Source organism: Synechococcus sp. GFB01 (assembly GCF_001039265.1).
GTDB lineage: Bacteria > Cyanobacteriota > Cyanobacteriia > PCC-6307 > Cyanobiaceae > NIES-981.
Window position 1 is genome coordinate 1 of sequence record NZ_LFEK01000040.1, and the last position, 17,454, is coordinate 17,454.

Consider the following 17,454-nt stretch of genomic DNA (forward strand, 5'->3'; position numbering starts at 1 on the left):
GTCATAGAAGCTCTGGCTCCGGTACCAGCTGAAGGCATCGGCATCGCCTTTGCGACCGTTGCAGGCCAGGCAGGCGGGCACGCAGTTCTCGGTCACGCTCAGGCCACCGCGGCTCTGGGGCAGCACGTGATCGATGGATTCCGAGCGCTCCCCGCAGTACACGCAGCGATGGTCGGTCACGTGGTGCAGTGATCGACGCCATTGCCGCACCCGCAACTTCGGACACAGGTCTTCGAGGAAGACGGCGTTCGGACTGATGCCTTCGCCTGATCCCCGGTCCCTGGCCTGCATGCGCGCGCCTCGGTTGGCGGCAGTTTGGCCCGATCCCCCGGGGTGTCAATGTGTCGAGGGCTGCAGATCCGCCCATGCGCTGCCTGGTGCGACTGGGGCCATCCGGCCTGATTGAGGTTGCTTCTCCGTTCGATGCCGTCACCCATGCCCAGCTGAGGGCGGTGCGACCGCGCGGTCGCTGGCTGAGTGGCCGGTTCTGCTGGGAATTTCCACTGGAGGCGGCCGAGGCGCTCAGGCCGGTGCTGCTCGATCGGTTCGCTCTCGACCCCGAGCTGGCCGCGTGGTGGCAATGGCTGCGCCAGCCCCTGCCGCCCCTGCCGCCTCATCGTGAGCTGGTGGCGGCCGCTGATCTCGCCCGGCCGCTGCAGGATGGGCGGCACCTGTTCGCTCACCAGAGGGCGGCGGTGCGATGGCTGCTGGCCCGCCGTGGCGCCGTGCTTGCCGATGCCATGGGGCTGGGCAAGACCCTGTCGGCCCTGGTCGCTGCTCGGGCGATGGTGCGGTCGGCGGATTGCCGGGTGGTGGTGGTGGCGCCGGTGGGTCTGCATCATCTTTGGCGTAGCGAGGCCATGGCCGTTGGCCTGCAACTGGAGCTGCACAGCTGGGCCCGGTTGCCACGACAGCTGCCGGAGGCTGGCTGCGTGGTGATCGTGGATGAGGCCCACTACGCCCAGAACGCCCACACCAGCCGCAGCCAGGCGTTGCTGCGGCTGGCCCGCCATCCTCGCGGTCGTGCCGTCTGGCTGCTCAGCGGAACCCCGATGAAGAATGGTCGACCGGCCCAGCTGTTTCCGTTGCTGGCGGCGATCGGGCATCCGCTTGCCCGCGATCAGCGGGCCTACGAGGAGTTGTTCTGCCAGGGGCACTGGCGTGAACGGGCCGGGGGCCGCGTCTGGCAGGCCACCGGCGCCAGCCGGCTCGAGGAGTTGCAGCGGTTGATCAGGCCGCTGGTTCTCCACCGCCGCAAGCAGGATTGCCTGGATCTCCCCCCCAAGCAGCGCAGGCTGCTGCCGGTGCAGCTCACCGAGCCGGAGGCCCGCGGCTTCGAAACCCGTCTGCAGCGCATGGTGGACGCCTATCGCCGCCGCGCCGCTCGCGGCGAGGTGCGTCGCGAAGCCGAGGTGCTGGCCGTGCTCACGGCCCTGCGTCAGATCGGTTCCCACTACAAGCTGCCGGCCGCGGCGTCCCTGGTGGGGCAGCTGCTCGGCGCCGGTGAGGCGGTGGTGGTGTTCACCGCCTTTGTGGCCACAGCCCAGCTGCTGCGGCAGCGGCTGGCCTGCGGCTGCCTGCTCACCGGCGCTCTCCCCGCCGCCCGGCGCCAGCAGCTCGTGGACCGCTTTCAGGCCGGTGCCAGCCCGCTGCTGATCGCCACCTATGGCACCGGGGGGCTGGGGTTCACCCTCCACAGGGCCCGCCATGTGGTGCTGATCGAGCGGCCCTGGACCCCCGGCGATGCGGAGCAGGCGGAAGACCGCTGCCACCGCATCGGCATGGGGAGCACCCTCACCTGCCACTGGCTGCAGCTCGGCGCGGCCGATCAGCTGGTGGACGGCCTGATCGCCAGCAAGGCCGAGCGCATCGCCCTGCTGCTGCAGCGGGGCTCCAGCAGCCTGACCCGGCGCAGCCTGCCGCTCATGGTGCGGGAGCTGATCGAGCGTTGGTAGGGGTGCTGACGGCTCGCTNGGGCGCGCGGCAGATCGTCTGGCGCAGTTTCAGCTCCTCAAGCAGCTCCCGATCGGCAGCGCTTCCGGGCCGGGCGGCGGCCAGTCGCAGCGCCGCGTCGATGTCGCTGCAGGCACCCTTGTCGTCGCCCGCCAGGCTGCGCAGCAGATAGCGGTCGTTCAGCGGTCCCGGAAGATTGGGAAAGGCCGCGACCACGGCGTTACAGCGCTTGATCTGATCCTGCAGACCCTCCAGCTGCAGATCCCTGAGGCAGTCGTCCGATCGCGGCCCACTCTCGGGAAGAGGAGCTTCGGCGCAGCTGCTCAGCCCCACCAGCAGCGCCAGCAGGACGGCCGGCGCCAGTGCTGCGCTGCCTGCAGGACGTCGGCCGGGCTTTGGGGGTCGGGAACGTGTCACGGAAGTCGCGGCTGCGGATCGGCAGGACATCGGGGATCTGCCCAACCATCGCGTTGATCATGAACGCCGCTCGGTCGCGGCCTCGTGGCAGCGTCGTTCCCTCAGCCAGCCGGCGGTGGCTGACTCAGCGGCACAATCAGCTTGACCACCACAGGCAGCACGATCAGCACGGTGATCAGGCGCACGGCATGCAGGGCCGCCACGGCTGCACCAACCCCCAGTTCCGCTCCCACCAGGCTCATGCCGCTGATGCCCCCGGGAGCGGCGCCCAGCAGGGCCACCACCGGATCGGTGCCCAGCACACGGCTGCAGCCAAGACCCACGGCCAGCCCCGCCACCACCAGGGTCACGGTGATCACCAGGGCCGGTCGCCACAGCTGGCGCAGCTCCGAGAGCACTGCCGCGGTGAGTCCGGTGCCCAGCACGGTGCCGATGGCGATTTCCAGGCCCGTGCGGGTGCCGGCGGGCCAGTGGGCCAGTTCCAGCCGACCCGTGAGGCTCAGCAGCCCTGCCCCCAGCAGGGCACCGGCCAGCNGGGCCGCCGGGATGCCCGTGAGGAGGGCCAGCAGGCCACCGGCCGTTCCGGCCAGCGCATAGAGCATCAGGTTGAGGAGCGGATTCATGGCATCCAGGGGCCTTGGCTGAGGGGCTGATCTGTGTTGTGATCGGCACTACCACTGTGCTGGCGATGGCCCACGAGTCGCTGTCCTTCCGGATCACCCGCAACACTGAAGATCTGGCCCAGACCATCCATGCCTTCTCCCAGCGGTTGGTGACGCTCGAGCAGCGTCTTGCTGGCATCGAACAGATCCTGGAAAGGGATCAGGACCCCGATCCACAGGAGCTCACCTGCCTCGACAACGTCGAGAGACTGCTCGCTGATTGCCGGGAATTGCTGGCACTCGAGTCCAGCGCCGATCCGTCCGCGTCCGCATGCCTGCCGAACCCGACCCTGGCGCCCGCATCCGTTCCAATCGCCGCTGAGACGGCTGGCCTGGATCTCGACCAGGCAGCCTGAGCCGCCTGGGCACCATCCCTTGGCAGCCGCGCCAGAATGGGAAGAAAGCCAGCCATGGCCTTCCCCCAATCCAGCCCCAACGGAGCCTCCTGGTCGCACCGTCCGGCCTTCAGGCCAGCAGCCAATCCACGGTCATCCCTGCGCACGGCTGAGCGAGACCATCAGCTTGAAAAGCTTGAATTCGCTCTGGCTGTCGCCGGTTCCCGTGGCGATCTCCAGCGCTGCACAATGCTGCGCCAACAGATTGAAGCCCTGGGCGGCAATCTGGAGGAACCGGGAACCTGAAGAAGTTGGTGAGCCGGCCGAGTGTCAGATCCATGTTGGCGTTTGCCCATCCAGTGCCTGACGCCATGATTCGGTCCTGGAGGATTGCTTAACGTTCGAGTGTCAGAATCAAACACATCGCATCGAGCGTTGTGCTCTGACCCTGCGTCTGCCACCCATGACGGTGACCTTTGTTTCCAGGTCCGTTCGCGGCACTGAACATCCTTCTGTGCCACAACCGGTCCGCCGGCCTCTTGATTCACGCGCCACCTCCGGATCGATCGATGTGCGGCGCGAGCAGTTGCAGCAGGAGGCTATCCGCTGGGACCTCGTTGCCCGCAATGCCGCCGAACGGGGTGACACCGAGGCTTCAGCCCGCGCCATCCTGTCTCTGCTGGATTGCGAGCGCCGCCTGGTCAGCGCAGGTCCCCAGGTGCTGCAGGTGATCAAGCCCCGCAGCTGACACTCCCCCCAGGCCTGGTGCTCGACCCGGCCGAGGGCTCCATGACCGTCAGCGATGGCTGCAGAGTGACGGTGATCTCCACCCGCATGAACCCACCGATCTCCACCGGCAGGCCGTTCTCTGCCCACCTCGTCGTGCAGGGCAGGCATGCCTCCCGTGTGAAACCCTGGCCGGCAGCCATCGGCCAGCCTGGCGTGATGGGTTTGCGCTGCCGCAGCTCGGTGCAGGGTTGCCGATGAAGCGTCGCGGCTCCTGGCTGGCTGCGGCCCTGGTGGCACTGGCCGGAGCGCTGCAGCCTGTGCTGCCGGCCTCAGCCCTGGAAGAGGTGGTGATCCAGCTGCCGCTGCTGGAGACCAGCTTCACCGTTCGGGTCAGCGAACTGGCCAATCCCGATGCCCTGCGCACTGGGAACAGCGATCTGGCCGAGTTGGACCGGGCCAGCAACGGGGCGGTGGGGCGGCAGCTGGCCGAGCTGATGAACCAGCCCGTTCCTCTCAGCCTCGTGCCAATCGCCGATCGTGCGGTGGGTTCCCCCCTGCTGGAGCAGGCGATGCTGCTGCTGTCGTCCTTCGGCACGGTGGATGGACTCGCCACCGACCTTTCCGGCGAAACCCTGCGGCAGGTTCTGCTGAAGGCCTCCCGCAACGGTGAGCCCACCCTCCTGAATCTGATCCAGGCCATTCCCGGCCGCAGCGTCAGCCTCGATCTCGGCCGTGCCAGGGCCATCGCCAACCGCATGGTCGCCCAGCGGAGCCAGGCAGAGCAGCTGATCGCCAGCCGTTCGCCCGTGCCTCCACCGGCGGTGCCGATCAGCCGGGGCAGTCGCTGCTCACCCACCAGCTCGAGCTGCCGGTGGCCTATCGCAGTCAGCCACTCGAGTTGCGGGTCCTGGAGCCGCAGACCGGCGGCAGCGGCCGCCTGGTTCTGATCTCCCACGGGCTCTGGGATCGTCCGGAGAGCTTCGAGGGCTGGGGCCGCCTGCTGGCTTCCTGGGGCTACACGGTGATCCTCCCCCGCCATCCTGGCAGTGACAGCAGCCAGCAGCAGGCTGTGCTCGCGGGTTCCTCGCCACCGCCGGGGCCTGAGGAACTGGGCTTACGCGCCCTTGACCTTCGGGCGGTTCTGGATGCGGCTCCTCGGCTCAGGCTGAGCCAGCCCGTGGACAGCCGGCGGGTGGTGGTGCTCGGCCATTCCTGGGGGGCCACCACCGCCCTGCAGCTGGCTGGTGTGCGTCCAACGGATGTCGGCTTGCTGCAGCGCTGCAGCCGNCTGGATGATCCGGAGCGCAATCTCAGCTGGACCTTGCAGTGCAGTTGGCTGCGGGGCGTGGATCAGGCGGTCGTGCAGGATGAACGCGTCATCGCTGTGGCGGCGGTGAGTCCGCCGGTTTCGCTGTTGTTTCCCCGCGGTTCCGGGCGGCAACTGAGCGCCCGGGTTCTGGTGGTGAGCGGCAGTCGCGACTGGGTGGTGCCACCGGATCCCGAGGCCATCACCCCGATGCGCTGGGGGGTGACCCCCGGCAATCAGCTCGTGCTCGTGCGGGGCGGCGACCACTTCAACCTGCGTCCCGGTGCCCGGGACGATGGCGGGGTGCTGGGCCCGCTTCTGCTCGCCTGGACGAACGCGGCCTTCGCGGCCGGTGAGGCCGTGCGGCCCAGAGCCGGGGCTCCGCCGTTGCTGACCGGGGGTGCCTGGGGGAGTGGGGAACTTCCCCTGGTGGATGTCACCGGATCGCTGCCGCCGCCGTAGGCCTTCGCTGAGAACCCTTGGAGCGTTCGGGCTTTCACTGCAGGCTCAGTCANGCGCCGCAAGCGATCCCTGGATCCGATCACAGGGGTGTGGCATCGCGCACACTGGCGAAGAGGTCGATATCCCACCCCACCAGATCGCGACGGATCGCCTCGGCTCGTGGTCGCGGCAGCAGGCGGGCCAGATCCTCCCCGGTGATCACCCCCGGTAGCTCACCGCCCTCCTCGCGCAGAAAGGCCAAGGCATGCCAGGCGAGGATCGCCGCACCCACCGCCGTGGGATAAGCGATGTAGGTGGCACCGGCGTAGGGACTGTCGAGCAGGCCCTGATAGCGGAGATAACTTAGGCCCACCGTCTCGATCACGGTCTGTCGTTCGTTGCGCACCGTTTCGGTGACGCGGATCTCGGCAGCCGCCGCGAAATGGGCACGGCGGATCACGCCGCTGCGCAGATAATCCTCGATCCGGCGCGGTTTGTTCATCCCGGGCAGGATGGCCCGCACCATCGCCTCCACGGTGAGCTCGCTCTGCTGGGGCAGGGTGCGCTTGGAGAGCAGGTTGAGCTGGAACAAAGCCTTGACGAGCTCCACCTCGGAACCGCCGGTGTAGATGCCGATCGAGGCGATCTCCGGGAAGGAGCGATGCAGGGAGAGCAGTTCCTCCTGATAGAGGGGGTACTGCCGCACGGAACGGGTCTCGCCGGGAAATCGGTACTCCCGGGGGTCCTTGAATGGCTCCAGAACCAACAGGTGCCCATCCCGGAGCAGGCGGGGCTGCTGGGCCAGCTCCTCGAGAGCCACCAGGGGCGACCAGGAGAACACCACTTCGTCGGAGTCGATGTCCTCGAGCAGATAGAGATCGACGCTCTCCACCTCCAGATCACGGCGCCGGACGTCGCGGAGCTCGAGCAGCCGCTGCCCGATCAGGAAGTTGGTGACTCCCGGAGAGATGCCCAGATTGATCAGTGCCGTCAGACCCCGTGCCCGGAGATCGCCATCCACCTCGTACTGGGCGAAGGTGAGGGTCCGTTCGGTCTCGGCGTCGTACATGTCCGAGGCCAGGTCCACGGCATGGGCCCCCAGCCGCAGGGCGAGGGCAAGGATCTGGCGGTTGAAGCCGGGATGGGCGGCATTGACGAGCATGTCGACCCCGTTCAGCCTCTCCGCCTCGGGGGCCGTGCCATCGAAGACGGCCCCGAAATCATCCACACCCACGAAGTCGATCCGATCGAACAGCCGCTCGGCATGGAACAGCGCATCGCGGGCCAGGTCGGGATTCAGCACCACCACCACGAAGCGCAGGGGCACGCCATCCCGTTCGGCGAGTTCCGCCAGGCAGATGAGCATCGCGGATCCCACCGCTCCGAGGCCGAAGAACGCAACAGCGAGCGGTGGAACGGCGCTGGACGATGGCTGCATCGCGGCGTAGCGGGGGGCAGTGGATTTCAGGCGGTCCCAGTCGGCTCAGGCAGCCGCGCTGATGCAACCGAAGGAGGCTGATTCAGCCGCAATCTTCCTCGAATCCTCACATGATCCGGAACGATCGCCGGTGTGAGACCTTCACGGCCTCGCGACTCACGGCGGCTGGCCTGCATCCCTGCATCCCGGCCGGCGCTCAACCAATGGTGTGGTGTGGCGACCCAGCCGTGGATGAGAAGCGGGTGACCGGACTCGAACCGGCGACGTTCAGCTTGGGAAGCTGACATTCTACCACTGAATTACACCCGCAAGATGTAACAAACTCATCTTAGCAAGCCCCGTTGTCCTGAGGCCCTCCGCAGGCCGGTCTGGTCGAGACCAGCAGGCCGGCCCACGGTGCTGCGGCCGATCAGCCTTTGGAGAGGGCGGCGGCGGCGGCGGCCACCCCGGNCCCCATGCTGNCCCTGTGCAGTCCCAGCTCCTGCAGGGTGGCCTCGATCGCGGCCACGGCGGTCAGCACGTCGCGATCGCAGACGAAGCGAGATGGCCGATCCGGAACACGTGTCCCTTGAGGTGGTCCTGGCCGCCGGCCAGGAGGATGTCGAAGTGCTGTCTCACCTTCTTGCGCATCGCCTCGGCATCGATGNCCTCCGGTGCCACGGCCGTGATCGCCGGGCTGCCGTGGCCTTCAGCGGCGTAGAGCCGCAGGCCGATCGCCTTCATGCCGGCCTGGGCGGCGGCGCGGTGGCGGGCATGGCGGGCGAAGATCGCCTCCAGGCCCTCGGCCTGCATCATCTCCAGGGCCGCTTCCAGGGCGAAATAGAGGTTGATCGCCGGCGTGAAGGGGTTGCTGTCGGCTTTGGCCGATTTGCGGTACTTGCCGAGATCGAGATAGAACTTCGGCAGGTCGGATCGCTCGTAGGCGGCCCAGGCCCGCTCACTCATGGCCACGAAGGCCAGGCCCGGCGGCATCATGTAGCCCTTCTGGGATCCCGAGCCGATCACGTCGAGTCCCCAGGCATCCATCGGTACGTCGCAGGCACCCAGGCTGGTGACGCAGTCGGCGATGGTGAGAGCAGTGCCGTGGGCGCGCACATGGCGGGCGATCGACTCAAGGTCGTTGATCACCCCGGTGGAGGTCTCCGAGTGGGTGAGGATCACCGCCTTGATCGCCTTGGCGGTGTCGGCCTCCAGGGCGGCACGGAAGGCTTCGGGGTCGAGCGGCTGGCCCCACTCGGCCTTGATCACCTGCACGTCGAGGCCGTAGGCCCTGGCCAGCTTCACCCAGCGCTCGCCGAACTTGCCGTTGTCGCCGCAGAGCACCCGATCGCCCCTGCACAGCACGTTGATGATCCCGGCCTCCATGGCGGCGGTGCCGCTGCCGGTGATCACCAGCACGTCGTTACGGGTCTGATGCAGCCACTGCAGCTGCTCGGTGGTGCGCTTGACGATCTTCTGGAAGTCGGCGCTGCGATGGCCGATCGGATGGCGCCCCATCGCCTGCAGCACGGTTTCCGGCACCGGGGTGGGGCCGGGGATCATCAGGGTGAGCTTGTCCTGCATGGCTGGCTGGATGGTGGCTGCGGTTCGGAGCGGGGCTGCGGCCGGCGTCGGCGCAATCGACCAACATAAAAAACGGTCTCCGCCACTCCCGGGTGCCCGGCGNAACAGATGAGCGCAGAGGCGGGCTGGACCCTGCCGGTGTGGGCGGCGGNCGCGGCCCGGGCAGCGCTGGCCTGTCTCCGCGGCGAGNCCTTCAGCGCCGTTCAGCAGCTCCGTCTGGCGGCGGACGNCACGCCCCAGCCGGTGTCCGTGCTGGCGGCGGCACCCCTGGCCGATGGTTCGGCCCTGGCCATGGCCCGCTGCGACCCAGGGGAGGGGGTGCTCGACCTCACCCGCGGGCTGCTGGTGTGGGCCCAGGCGAGCTGGCTGGAGGGTCCGGGGGACTGGCTGGAGCTGCGGCCCGGTGCGGGTGTGGGGGTCCACGCCGCCAGCGGCGATCCCTGCCTCTCCGCCTTCGCGCGCGACCTGCTCACCTGGAACCTGCAGCCCCTGCTGCCGCAGGGTCGGCGTCTGCTGCTGCAGCTCACGATCCCGGCGGGGCGGCAGCTGGCGGAGCGCACCAGCAACGCCGCCTTCGGAGTGGTGGAGGGCCTGGCCCTGATCGGCACCCAGGCCCGGGTGCAGCGCAGCGCGGCTCCCGAACAGCTCGAGGCAGCCCTGGCGGAGCTGCGGCAGCGGGTCGGCGAGCCTGGCTTCAGGGGAGATCTGGTGCTGGTGATCGGTGAGAACGGTCTGGATCTGGCGCCGCGCCTGGGCCTGCCGAGCAACCTGCTGGTCAAGGCCGGCAACTGGCTCGGCCCCCTGCTGCTGGCCGCGGCGCAGNCGGGCGTGCGGCGGCTGTTGCTGTTCGGGTATCANGGCAAGCTGATCAAGCTGGCGGGCGGCATCTTCCACACCCATCACCACCTGGNCGACGGGCGCGCCGAGGTGCTCACCGCCCTGGCCGCTCTGGAGGGTCTCTCAGGGCCTGCCCTGGCCGCCCTGCATGCCGCCGCCACGGTGGAGCAGGCCCTGCAGCAGCTGTCGGCGCAGGATCCGCTCCTGGCTGAGCGGCTGCGGACCCGGATCGCTGCGGCGATCGAATGCCGCAGCGTCGCCTATCTGACGCGGCACGGTGAGGAGGACCTTGCGATCGGGGCGGTGCTGTTCGATCGCGGCCGCGCCATCTGCGGCCGTGGGCCTGTGGGGGGTCCTCTGCTGGCAGAGCTGGCCAGCTCTCCAGGCGACGCCGCCTAGGCTGGTCCGAATGCCAGCTGGGCCGCCCGGCCTGCCTCATGCCCGTCTTCGACGCCGTTTCGCAGTCGTCCCGCCACCCGGCGATCGTGATCCTGGATTTCGGTTCGCAGTATTCCGAGTTGATCGCCCGGCGTGTGCGCGAAACGGAGGTGTTCTCCCTGGTGATGAGTCACACCACCAGCGCCGACGAGCTGCGCGCCCTGGCGCCGAAGGGCATCATCCTCAGCGGCGGCCCCAGCTCGGTGTACGAACCCGGAGCACCGGTGTGTGATCCGGGCCTGTGGACGCTGGGGATTCCGGTGCTGGGCGTTTGCTACGGCATGCAGCTGATGGTGCAGCAGCTGGGCGGGGCCGTGGTGGCCGCCGGCAAGGCGGAATACGGCAAGGCGCCACTCCATGTGGACGATCCCACCGATCTGCTCACCAATGTCGAGGAGGGTTCGACGATGTGGATGAGCCATGGCGACTCTGTGGAGAGGTTGCCGGATGGTTTCGTGCGCCTGGCCCATACCGACAACACCCCGGAGGCGGCGGTCGCCGACCACCGGCGGCGGCTCTACGGGGTGCAGTTCCACCCCGAGGTGGTGCACTCCACCTGCGGCATGGCCCTGATCCGCAACTTCGTGTACCACATCTGCGGCTGTGAGGCCGACTGGACCACCGCCGCCTTCATCGATGAGGCGGTGGCCGATGTGCGGGCCCAGGTGGGCGGCAAGCGGGTGCTGCTGGCGCTCTCCGGGGGTGTGGATTCTTCCACCCTGGCCTTCCTGCTGCACCAGGCGATCGGGGATCAGCTCACCTGCATGTTCATCGATCAGGGTTTCATGCGCAAAGGCGAGCCCGAATTCCTGATGGACTTCTTCGACAAGAAGTTCCACATCAAGGTGGAATACATCAACGCTCGCCAGCGCTTCATCGGCAAGCTCGCTGGTGTGACCGATCCTGAGGAGAAGCGCAAGCTGATCGGCACTGAATTCATCCGTGTGTTCGAGGAGGAGAGCAAGCGCCTCGGCCCGTTCGATTACCTCGCCCAGGGCACTCTCTACCCCGATGTGATCGAGAGCGCCGGCACCAACGTTGACCCCAAGACCGGCGAGCGGGTGGCGGTGAAGATCAAGAGCCACCACAACGTGGGCGGTCTGCCCAAGGACCTGCAGTTCAAGCTGGTGGAACCCCTGCGCAAGCTCTTCAAGGACGAGGTGCGCAAGGTCGGTCGCGCCCTCGGGCTGCCGCAGGAGATCGTGGGCCGCCACCCCTTTCCCGGCCCCGGCCTGGCGATCCGCATCCTCGGCGAGGTCACCGACGAGAAGCTCGACATCCTGCGCGACGCCGACCTGATCGTGCGTGAGGAGATCCGCGATGCCGGCCTCTACGACCAGATCTGGCAGGCCTTCGCCGTGCTGCTGCCGGTGCGCAGCGTGGGTGTGATGGGTGACAAGCGCACCTATGCCTTCCCTGTGGTGCTGCGCTGCGTGTCGTCGGAGGATGGCATGACCGCTGATTGGTCCCGACTCCCCTACGACCTGCTTGAGACCATCTCCAACCGCATCGTCAACGAGGTGAAGGGCGTCAACCGGGTGGTGCTCGACATCACCAGCAAGCCGCCCGGCACGATCGAGTGGGAATGATGGCCGCGGCGGGGGGACTCCGATACCCTCGGGTCCACCGGTTTCGCCCCGCCGTGACTGCCGCTCCTGCGACATCCAGCGATCCTGACCTGCACCGACGGCTCCAGCAGGACAGCATTCAGCTGGCTGGCAAGACGATCTACCTCAATCCGTTCCTCTACTGGCGCCGCTTCGACGCCAACACCGACCGCTGGCTGCGGGAGCCCGGTCAGCTGAGCGAGGAGCAGATCGCCGCCAACCGCAGCCGTTTCTATCCCGAGCTCGACTGGGGCCTGCTCGATGACGATGAGCGGGCGGCCAAGGACGGCGCCGTGGAGATGTTCCTGAAGAGTCTGGAGCTGATCAGCACCTTCAACCCCGACCTCACCGCGGGCCAGCTGCTCGAGGTGGAGCGCAAGATGGCCGTCACCAAGAAACGGGCCTTCGAGCGCTGGGTGAGCCGCTCGCTGCGGCGCCGCGTGATGGAGGCGCAGCGGGCCCGGCGGCGCTTCGATCGGGAGCGCACCTGGCGGGCCTGGATGGAATGGTGCGGCCAGGAGGTCACCCGCCAGGCTCTTGTGCCGATGGCGGCTCTGCTGGTGCTGGCCGTGGCCGGCGGCTGGTGGTGGGGCAGTCAGCANGGCTGCCGGGGAGCCATCGTGGATCCAGGTGTCAGTGCGCGTCCCGCGGCAAACTGAAGCCAGTCCCCCGCCGGCCGTGCCGCACCCCCACGGCCGTGCCGCACGCCATGCAACCCGACCCCTTCGACAACCTGCGGCTCACCCTGATGCAGCAGGTGCTGCCCGTGGGGCTGGCCCTGGCCGAGCGGGTTCGTCGGGGAGGTCCCGGCGAGCTGGCCTCGGCGTTTGACAGCCGGGCCNGGGATCCCCTCGATCNGCTTCGCCAGGAGGGTGAGCCTGCCGCCAGTCGCCTGCGCGCCCAGCTCGATCAGGTCAGCCCCGGCCTCGGCAATCCGGTGATGTCGGTGCGTGTGCGGGAAGTGGACGAGACAACCACACCGGTTCACGATCCTGAGCCGGGTGCCGATCCCGATCCCGAGGCTCTGCCAGCCCGCCTGAGTCAGATCAGCCGGCGCCTGAAGCTGCTCGAGCACCGTCTGGAAATCGGTTCCTGACCATGCTGTCGGCCACCTCGTCCGCCTCCCACCGCCATTGCGGCATGGGTCGCCAGCCAGCCTGGTTGCTGGCGGTGGTTCTGCTGTTCAGTGGCGCCATGGGCGTGCGACTGGCCTGGCTCCAGCTGGTGCAGGGTGCCGAGAATCGTGCCCGGGCCGATGAGAACCGCATCCGGCTGGTGCCCCGTCATCCCATGCGCGGGCGCATCCTTGACCGCAACGGCCGCGTGCTGGTCTCCAGCCGTCTTACCTACAACCTTTACATCCAGCCTCGCCAGGTGAACGACGCCCGCTGGCCGGAACTGCGCCGCCGGCTCAGTGCCGTGATGGGCATNNCCCCCCGAGCAACTGGATCAGAAGCGCCGCTCGGGAACCAACAGCGACGGCTATCGGATCGAACTCGCCAGCAATCTCAGTCCCGAGCAGGTGCTGCGCTTTCGGGAGCAGGCCATGGTTCTNGGGGGGGCGGAGGTCGATCTGGACTACCTGCGCGNCTATCCCTACGGCAGCCTGGGCGCCCATGTGCTGGGCTACATCAGCCCGATCACCGCCGAGGAGTTCGATCGGCTGGAGCCGAAGGGTTACCGCATGCAGGATCGCATCGGCCGCAGCGGCATCGAAAACGCCTTCGAGTCCCATCTGCGCGGGGAGTGGGGCGGCCAGCAGCTGGAGGTCAATGCGGCTGGCCAGGTGCAGAGGGTGCTCGGTGACAAGCAGGCCAAAGCCGGCAAGGATCTGCGGCTCACCCTTGACCTCGAGCTGCAGAAAACGGCCGAGAGGGCTCTGGCAGGCGTGCGCAAGGGAGCGATCGTCGCCATGGATCCCCAGACCGGCGCGATCCGGGCGATGGCCAGCGACCCAACTTCGATCCCAACATCTTTGCCACCGGCCCCACCGCTGCCCAGTGGGAGGCTCTCGGCGGGCCTGAAGCTCCCATGCTCAACCGGGCCTTTCAGGGCTTTCCTCCGGCCAGCACCTTCAAGCTGGTCACCACCATCGCCGGCATCGAGTCGGGGCGCTTCGGCGAGCACTCCACGGTGCCCACGATGAATTCGTTCTGCTATCGCGGCCAGTGTTACGGCGACCACGGCAGCTTCGGAGCGATCGGCTTCCCGATGGCCCTGGCGGTGAGCAGCAACAGCTTCTACTACCAGGTTGGCCTGAAGGTGGGGCCGGACGAGCTGTTCAAGGCCGCCCGGCGGATGGGCTACGGCCAGCTCACCGGCATCGAGCTCAGGGATGAGGACGGCCCCGGCCTGCTGGGAGATGAGGCCTGGAAGCTGAAGGTCTACGGCGAGCACTGGACTCCCGTGGACACGATCAGCAGCGCGATCGGGCAGGGGCCGGTACTGGTGACGCCCTTGCAGATGGCGCGGCTCTATGCGGCGGTGGCCAATGGTGGCTGGCTGGTCACCCCTCATCTGGTGGAGCGGCCCACCGAGCGTCGCTGGATCGGACTCAAGCCGGGAACCCTGCGGGTCCTCCGCAAAGGGCTGCGCATGGTGGTGACGGAGGGCACGGCGAGGATCCTCAACGACCCCAGCCTGCCGCCGGTGGCCGGCAAGACCGGCACCGGCGAGGATCCGCCGCGCCTCGACCATGCCTGGTTTGGCGGCTATGCACCCGCGGACAAGCCCACCCTGGTGATCGTGGCCTTCGGCGAGAACAGCGGCGGTTATGGCGGCACGGTGGCGGCGCCGATGGTGAAGGCGCTGATGACCACCTGGTTCCGTGGGGCCCAGCCAGGCGATCAGCGCGCCAGGGGCTGAGGTTTCAGGCCGCCAGGCTGAGGCTGGGACGGCTGAGCAGATCCTGGTAGAAGCGGCGGAGTTGCTGGGTGGCACCCTGCCAGTCCCAGCGTTCCGCTTCCTGGCGGGCGGCACGGCGCAGGGCCTGGCGCTCCGCCCGGTTGCCGAGCAGCCGCTGCACCGCTGCGGTGAGGCTGGCGGCCCCGCCATCGGGTCCCTCCGGCTCGTAGAGGCAGCCGCTCACACCATCGGTCACGATGTCGGGGATGCCGCCACGGTTGGCTCCCACCACCGGACAGCCGGCTGCCATCGCTTCCAGCAGCACCAATCCAAGGGTTTCGGTGCTCGATGGGAACACGAAGGCATCGCCGCTGGCGTAGGCGCTGGCCAGTTCCTCGNCGGCCAGGTAGCCCACGAAAGTCACCGGCAGGCCGGCGAAGGTCTCCTCCAGGCGGGCACGATGCGGTCCATCTCCCACCAGGGCCAGGCGCGCATCAGGGATCGCCTCGAGCACGGGTCGGATCCGCTCGATCTGCTTCTCCGCCGAAAGTCGGCCGATGTAGAGCAGCAGCTTGTCGCTGTCGGTGTGGCTGCCCAGCAGACGTCTGCGCATCGCCAGGCTGCGCAGTTCTGGGCGGAACAGCTCCGTGTCGACGCCTCGCTGCCAGAGGGCGGTGTTCTGGATCCCCTTGGCGCTCAGTTCAGACACCATGGCGGTGGAGGTGCAGAGGTTGAGGCTGGCCTGGTTGTGGGCCGCCTTGAGCAGCTCCCAGAGGAGCGGTTCCAGCATCCCCATCCCGTAGTGCTCGAGATATTTCGGCAGGTGTGTGTGGTAGCTGGCCACGAGCGGGTAGCCCTTGGTCTTGGCCAGCCAGATCCCACCCAGGCCCAGCACGGCCGGGTTCACCACATGCACCAGATCGGGCCGGAAGCGCTCCAGGGCCTCGGCCACGGCAGGTCTTGGCAGGGCCAGCTTGAGTTCCGGATAGAGCGGCAGCGGCATGGCAGGCACCCCGACCACCTCGGNCCCCACGTAGCTCTCGGGTGCCCCCTCGGGGCAGAACACCATCACCGCATCACCCGCGGCCACGAGGTGCGGCAGGGTCTTGGTGAGCCTGGTAACGATGCCGTCGACCTTCGGCAGGAAGGTCTCGGTGAAGAACGCGATCCGCAAGATCAGCGGGCGTTGATCGCCTGAGCCTGGGTCTGGGTCCAGGCCGACTGGCAGGGGATGCGGGAGCGGTCGCAGCGGTCAGCCCAGCGGCGCGCCACATCCACCACCTCGGCCAGCAGGCCGTCATCGAGGGTGGTGGGCTTGAGACCCAGTTCGATGAAGCAGCGGTTGTCGACGATCAGGTCGTTCTCGATGGCTTCCTTGCGGGGATTGGGCAGATAGTTGATCTGGGCGCCTGTAAGAGCGGCCACCTTCTCGGCCAGCTCGCCCACCTGGTGGCTTTCGGTCATCTGGTTGAAGATCTTCACCTTCTCGCCGGGGAGAGGCGGGTGTTCCAGGGCCAGCTGCACGCAGCGCACCGAGTCGCGGATGTGGATGAAGGCGCGGGTCTGACCGCCGGTGCCATGCACGGTGAGCGGGTAGCCGATCGCCGCCTGCATCAGGAAGCGGTTGAGCACGGTGCCGTAGTCGCCGTCGTAGTCGAACCGGTTGGTGAGGCGGGGATCCTTCTCGGTGAGGGCGGTGTTGGTGCCCCACACGATGCCCTGGTGCAGGTCGGTGACGCGGATTCCGTCGTTCTTGTTGTAGTAATAGAAGAGCAGCTGATCCAGCGTCTTGGTCATGTGATAGACGCTGCCTGGGTCTGCTGGGTGCAGGATCTTCTCGGTGAAGCGGCTGCCGTCGGGCTGGGGCACCTCGACGGTGAGATAGCCCTCGGGAATGGTGGCGCCCCGGTGGGAGCCATAGNCCGTAGACCCCCATCGTGCCCAGGTGCACGATGTGGCTGTCGAGGCCGCTTTCCACGAGCGCGGCCAGCAGGTTGTGGGTGCCGTTGACGTTGTTGTCGACCGTGTAGCGCTTCGTGGCGCTGCTCTTCATCGAGTAGGGGGCTGCGCGCTGTTCGGCGAAATGCACCACCGCAGCCGGTCGCTCGCTGCGCAGCAGCTCCAGCAGCCGGTCGTACTCCCGGGCGATGTCGAGATGCACGAAGCGCATCGCCCGGCCGCCCACCTGTTCCCACGCCCGCAGACGGTCGCTGATCGTGGCGATCGGAGTGAGTGACTCAACGCCCAGGTCGATGTCGATCTTGCGGCGACTGAGGTTGTCGACGATGACCACATCGTGACCCGCATCGGCCAGGTTCACGGCGCAGGGCCAGCCGCAGAACCCATCGCCGCCCAGAACGAAGACCTTCATGGCGACCGTCATGGCAAAAAACCCAGACTCCTTGCCGGATGGGCGCGTGCTCTGATCCGCAAGCTACTACAGGCCTTCGGCAGGGCTCTCGGGTGCGGCCGGGCCTCAGCTGATGCCGGCAGCAACCGCGACGAGCACCAGCACCAGCACCGCCCCGCCGATCAGCAGCAGGCGGGTGTTGGCCGTGCTGCCCTCCCCCTTCTCCATCACCACCATGCGGGGTTCGCGGGCGAAGGCGTTGAGTTTGCCGCCGTCTTCCTCGGTGACCTGCATGGAGACCTCTGCACTGGTGGCCACCTTATGGATGGCCGCGCGGTCGTTGCCGGGGGCTCGGCACGGAACTCATGTGCCCGATCAACTTCACTGGCCTTGGCATCGCCTGGGGGGAACCACAACCACGAGCGAATACATTCGAGTGGAGGTGAGGTAGAGATAGTGGTGAGACTCGACGCCTCCGGGAGGAGCCGCGACGAAGCGCAGGGCGGAGCCGTTTTCGGTCGAAATCCACACTTG

15 protein-coding genes, 1 tRNA gene and 4 pseudogenes are annotated in these 17,454 nt (G+C 67.9%); 12 read left to right on the forward strand and 8 right to left on the reverse strand.

The annotated features are described in order from the left end of the window. The coding region (locus SYNGFB01_RS06555; RefSeq protein WP_048017430.1) for an HNH endonuclease at positions 1–291 on the reverse strand (291 nt) is incomplete at its 3' end. Between the two features lie 74 nt (positions 292–365). On the opposite strand from SYNGFB01_RS06555, the gene SYNGFB01_RS06560 reads away from it, so the two are divergent. Further along, a complete protein-coding gene (locus SYNGFB01_RS06560; protein WP_048017421.1) occupies positions 366–1,955 on the forward strand; it encodes a DEAD/DEAH box helicase in 1,590 nt (529 codons plus the stop codon). A gap of 516 nt (positions 1,956–2,471) precedes the next feature. Here the strand turns inward: SYNGFB01_RS06560 and SYNGFB01_RS06570 are convergent. Beyond that, complete coding sequence (locus SYNGFB01_RS06570) at positions 2,472–3,002, reverse strand: AbrB family transcriptional regulator (RefSeq protein ID WP_369795503.1); 531 nt, start codon at positions 3,000–3,002, stop codon at positions 2,472–2,474. Positions 3,003–3,058: 56 nt separating this feature from the next. On the opposite strand from SYNGFB01_RS06570, the gene SYNGFB01_RS06575 reads away from it, so the two are divergent. The 4 genes from SYNGFB01_RS06575 to SYNGFB01_RS14200 all read left to right on the forward strand — a co-directional run bounded on the left by SYNGFB01_RS06575 (position 3,059) and on the right by SYNGFB01_RS14200 (position 5,864). Further along, positions 3,059–3,388: a hypothetical protein gene (locus tag SYNGFB01_RS06575; RefSeq protein WP_048017431.1), complete on the forward strand. Its 330-nt coding sequence runs from the start codon at positions 3,059–3,061 to the stop codon at positions 3,386–3,388. A gap of 493 nt (positions 3,389–3,881) precedes the next feature. Then, complete coding sequence (locus SYNGFB01_RS14880) at positions 3,882–4,115, forward strand: hypothetical protein (protein ID WP_235299966.1); 234 nt, start codon at positions 3,882–3,884, stop codon at positions 4,113–4,115. A gap of 235 nt (positions 4,116–4,350) precedes the next feature. Beyond that, positions 4,351–5,043, forward strand: coding sequence for an alpha/beta hydrolase (locus SYNGFB01_RS14195; protein ID WP_152669565.1), 693 nt, complete (start codon positions 4,351–4,353; stop codon positions 5,041–5,043). Next, positions 4,995–5,864 (forward strand): alpha/beta fold hydrolase, encoded by an 870-nt coding sequence (locus SYNGFB01_RS14200; protein ID WP_161795862.1) that lies wholly within the window; start codon positions 4,995–4,997, stop codon positions 5,862–5,864. Before SYNGFB01_RS14195 ends, SYNGFB01_RS14200 begins: the two co-directional genes overlap by 49 nt. Before the next feature lie 79 nt (positions 5,865–5,943). On the opposite strand, the gene SYNGFB01_RS06595 is transcribed toward SYNGFB01_RS14200, so the two are convergent. From SYNGFB01_RS06595 to SYNGFB01_RS06605, 3 genes and pseudogenes are all read right to left on the reverse strand, one after another. Then, entirely contained in the window at positions 5,944–7,209 is a 1,266-nt protein-coding gene (locus SYNGFB01_RS06595; RefSeq protein WP_200900073.1) for a saccharopine dehydrogenase C-terminal domain-containing protein, read from the reverse strand. Between the two features lie 309 nt (positions 7,210–7,518). After that, positions 7,519–7,590 (reverse strand) — tRNA-Gly (locus SYNGFB01_RS06600). Positions 7,591–7,690: 100 nt separating this feature from the next. Next, a pseudogene (locus SYNGFB01_RS06605) lies at positions 7,691–8,844 on the reverse strand (alanine--glyoxylate aminotransferase family protein). Positions 8,845–8,952: 108 nt separating this feature from the next. On the opposite strand from SYNGFB01_RS06605, the gene cbiD reads away from it, so the two are divergent. The 7 genes and pseudogenes from cbiD to SYNGFB01_RS16335 all read left to right on the forward strand — a co-directional run bounded on the left by cbiD (position 8,953) and on the right by SYNGFB01_RS16335 (position 14,591). Then, positions 8,953–10,080 (forward strand): cobalt-precorrin-5B (C(1))-methyltransferase CbiD, encoded by a 1,128-nt coding sequence (cbiD, locus tag SYNGFB01_RS06610; protein ID WP_048017425.1) that lies wholly within the window; start codon positions 8,953–8,955, stop codon positions 10,078–10,080. Positions 10,081–10,118: 38 nt separating this feature from the next. After that, positions 10,119–11,708, forward strand: a complete 1,590-nt coding sequence (guaA, locus tag SYNGFB01_RS06615) for a glutamine-hydrolyzing GMP synthase (protein ID WP_048017426.1) — start codon at positions 10,119–10,121, stop codon at positions 11,706–11,708. Between the two features lie 53 nt (positions 11,709–11,761). Continuing rightward, complete coding sequence (locus tag SYNGFB01_RS06620; RefSeq protein WP_048017427.1) at positions 11,762–12,385, forward strand: hypothetical protein; 624 nt, start codon at positions 11,762–11,764, stop codon at positions 12,383–12,385. Positions 12,386–12,435: 50 nt separating this feature from the next. Next, positions 12,436–12,822 (forward strand): hypothetical protein, encoded by a 387-nt coding sequence (locus SYNGFB01_RS06625; protein WP_048017428.1) that lies wholly within the window; start codon positions 12,436–12,438, stop codon positions 12,820–12,822. A 194-nt stretch (positions 12,823–13,016) separates the two neighbouring features. Beyond that, positions 13,017–13,151 (forward strand): annotated as a pseudogene (locus SYNGFB01_RS16325) (hypothetical protein); the annotation flags it as partial. A gap of 64 nt (positions 13,152–13,215) precedes the next feature. Next, positions 13,216–13,461, forward strand: a pseudogene (locus SYNGFB01_RS16330) (penicillin-binding protein 2); the annotation flags it as partial. Positions 13,462–13,697: 236 nt separating this feature from the next. Then, on the forward strand, positions 13,698–14,591 hold the full coding sequence (locus SYNGFB01_RS16335) for a penicillin-binding transpeptidase domain-containing protein (RefSeq protein WP_369795504.1): 894 nt from the start codon (positions 13,698–13,700) through the stop codon (positions 14,589–14,591). Positions 14,592–14,595: 4 nt separating this feature from the next. On the opposite strand, the gene SYNGFB01_RS06635 is transcribed toward SYNGFB01_RS16335, so the two are convergent. From SYNGFB01_RS06635 to psb34, 3 genes and pseudogenes are all read right to left on the reverse strand, one after another. Next, complete coding sequence (locus tag SYNGFB01_RS06635) at positions 14,596–15,744, reverse strand: glycosyltransferase family 1 protein (RefSeq protein WP_048017429.1); 1,149 nt, start codon at positions 15,742–15,744, stop codon at positions 14,596–14,598. 2 nt (positions 15,745–15,746) lie between these two features. Continuing rightward, positions 15,747–16,941: pseudogene (locus tag SYNGFB01_RS06640) on the reverse strand (NAD-dependent epimerase/dehydratase family protein). A 105-nt stretch (positions 16,942–17,046) separates the two neighbouring features. Continuing rightward, entirely contained in the window at positions 17,047–17,214 is a 168-nt protein-coding gene (psb34, locus tag SYNGFB01_RS06645; RefSeq protein ID WP_048016972.1) for a photosystem II assembly protein Psb34, read from the reverse strand. Positions 17,215–17,454: the final 240 nt, after the last annotated feature.

Coding starts and splice junctions, on each gene's coding strand:
- SYNGFB01_RS06560 (WP_048017421.1), top strand. CDS start 366: ATGCGCTGCCTGGTGCGACTGGGGCCATCCGGCCTGATTGAGGTTGCT.
- SYNGFB01_RS06575 (WP_048017431.1), top strand. CDS start 3,059: ATGGCCCACGAGTCGCTGTCCTTCCGGATCACCCGCAACACTGAAGAT.
- SYNGFB01_RS14195 (WP_152669565.1), top strand. CDS start 4,351: ATGAAGCGTCGCGGCTCCTGGCTGGCTGCGGCCCTGGTGGCACTGGCC.
- SYNGFB01_RS06595 (WP_200900073.1), bottom strand. CDS start 7,209: ATGCTCATCTGCCTGGCGGAACTCGCCGAACGGGATGGCGTGCCCCTG.
- guaA (WP_048017426.1), top strand. CDS start 10,119: ATGCCCGTCTTCGACGCCGTTTCGCAGTCGTCCCGCCACCCGGCGATC.
- psb34 (WP_048016972.1), bottom strand. CDS start 17,214: ATGCAGGTCACCGAGGAAGACGGCGGCAAACTCAACGCCTTCGCCCGC.